This window comes from Frankia sp. AgKG'84/4 (assembly GCF_023242965.2).
Taxonomy (GTDB): Bacteria; Actinomycetota; Actinomycetes; order Frankiales; family Frankiaceae; genus Frankia.
The window spans coordinates 1-2,285 of the sequence record NZ_JALKFU020001270.1; the positions used below are offsets into that span (position 1 = coordinate 1).

Below are 2,285 nucleotides of genomic sequence, written 5' to 3' on the forward strand. Positions count from 1 at the left end.
GTCCTCTGCATCCACGACGTCGCCCCGAACCGGCGCCGCGGCGGCGTCCCGGCGGCCGCGCTTGCCCCGCCGGCCGTTCGCCTGGCGGTCGATCCCACCGAAGCCGACGAATATCTGGCCGGTGACCTGCATGAACTGCTCGCCGAGGACCCGCGGGTGGCGGAGCTGGGGCTGGAGGTGGCCGTCCGGGAGGGATACATCCTCGTGGCGGGCGAGGTCGCGACGGACGCCCGTCGCCGGGCGGCTGCCCAGGTGATCACCGAGGCGGCACCCGGGCGCCCGGTGCGCAACGACATCACCATCACCGGCCGGACCACGGCCGACGGACCGGCGAACGTGGAGACCATCCCATGATCCGAATCGCCGCGGTCGGCGACATCCATCTCGGTACGGACAGCGCCGGGACCTTCGCGCCGGTGCTGCGTGACCTGGTCGGGCGCGCGGACGTGCTGCTGCTCGCCGGCGACCTCACCCAGCACGGCCGGCCCGAGGAGGCCGAGGTGGTGGCGGCGGAGATCGCGCAGGCGGAGATCCCTGTCATCGCCGTGCTGGGCAACCACGACTACCACGGCGACGCCGAGGAGGAGATCACCGCGATACTCACCGCGGCCGGGGCCACGGTTCTGGAAGGTGCCGCAACGATCCTCGACATCGGCGGAGTGCGGCTCGGAGTGGCCGGGGTCAAAGGGTTTGGCGGAGGCTTTGCTGGGGCGAGCGGTTCGGACTTCGGTGAGCCGCTGATGAAGGCGTTCATCCGGCATGCCCGGGATGTAGCGAATAATCTGCGGTTCGCCCTTGAAGCGATGGACTGTGATATTCGCGTGGCATTGACCCATTACGCGCCGGTGCCGGACACCCTCATCGGGGAGCGGGCGGAGATCTATCCCTTCCTCGGCTGCTACCACCTCGCCGAGGCGATGGATGCCGGCCGCGCTGATCTCGCCCTGCACGGTCATGCGCACGCTGGTTCGGAGCGTGGATCGACGGCAGGCGGAGTACCTGTTCGCAATGTCGCCCGACCGGTGATCGGAAAGGCCTGTGCGCTGTATGAGATCGGCGTACGGACGACCATTGATGCCAAAAGCCCGCCGGCCCGGACACCACCGCACTCGGCGGAGCTGGCCGCTCCCTTGGTGCCGTGACCCGGGCGGGCGCGGTGCCTGGCCGGATCGCCGTGGCCCGGACCGCGCCGGCCGGCTCGCCCGCCGACCTGGTGCGTTTGGGCTAATTCCACCGGCCCGGACAGGGGAGACGCGCCGAGCCGCCCCACGTCGTCTCATGACCCGAGTGGGGGAGGCGCCGGAGCCGTGCTGCCCACTCGGCCCGTGCGGGAGCCCCGAACGGGCCGGTCGCCCGGTCCCCGGATGCCCCGCGTGGACCACCCCCGTGACGGTGGCCCGCTCGGGCCGCGCGACCACGCGGCCCATGGTCCGTTTGGGGCACCGGTCCGGTCCGGGCGGAACGACCCGCCGAATGCTGATGATCCCGGTCAGCGCCCGACCACGTTGTTTCCCGCCGAACGTGCACCTTCCCCGGACGAGACGCCCAGCCATCTGCACGAGAATGCGGTCGCGCCGCCGGGACACCGGTCGCTCGGCACGCCGAGTGCGCCCGCCGACGCCGCGGGCCCGTCCGTCGCCACCCGGCCGGCACGCAGTGCCACCTGCCTGGCCTTCGTCGCCAGCCGGCTGCCCGCTCCCACGCGTCCCTGCCGTGCGCGGCAGGGAGCGATCCCCCCGCATCACTCGCCGTGACTTCATCGGCTCGGCCGCCTGGCGGGCACGGCGGGCAGGTGACACACGGCACGGGAGGTAGCGAACCGCCGGCGCGGTGGAACGGCCGCGGTCACGGAAGGTCGTAGATCATTCGGCGTTGTCCGGGCTGGAGGTGGGGGCGCCCCGGGCCGGGCAGCGGGCGCGGCAGCGGCGCCGCGGACGGGAAAACCGCTACGAGACAGCGAGATTCACGGCTGAGGAGAAATGTAGTTCGTCGCAGGAGGGCGGCGGCATGACCTTCGCGTGGTCCGGGCACAGACCAGGCATGGGACGCACCGTGCTGGATCGACGGCCTCGTATCGCTACCAGGCGTGACGTCGTCTTTCGAGACGACGCTGCCACGGACGGATCCCGCCCAGACCGGCGGGAAGCCCGAGCGGCCGCCGACGCCGCCCGATCGGGCGAGGCCGCCCCGTCACGCCGCACCAGAGTGTCTCGTCGCATGGTCCGGCCGAGCCGCGCCGCCCAGCCGGGCGGGGACCGCGCGGCGGACACGGCCGACCGCAAGAG

General features: G+C 72.4%; 2 protein-coding genes. Both read left to right on the forward strand.

Annotated features, from left to right (window positions below):
• Positions 1-354, forward strand: a 354-nt coding sequence (locus MXD58_RS29525; RefSeq protein ID WP_250611424.1) for a BON domain-containing protein, incomplete at its 5' end; no start/stop codon positions are given.
• Positions 351-1,142, forward strand: a complete 792-nt coding sequence (locus MXD58_RS29530; protein ID WP_248841077.1) for a metallophosphoesterase family protein — start codon at positions 351-353, stop codon at positions 1,140-1,142. The genes MXD58_RS29525 and MXD58_RS29530, both read left to right, overlap by 4 nt.
• Positions 1,143-2,285 lie beyond the last annotated feature (1,143 nt).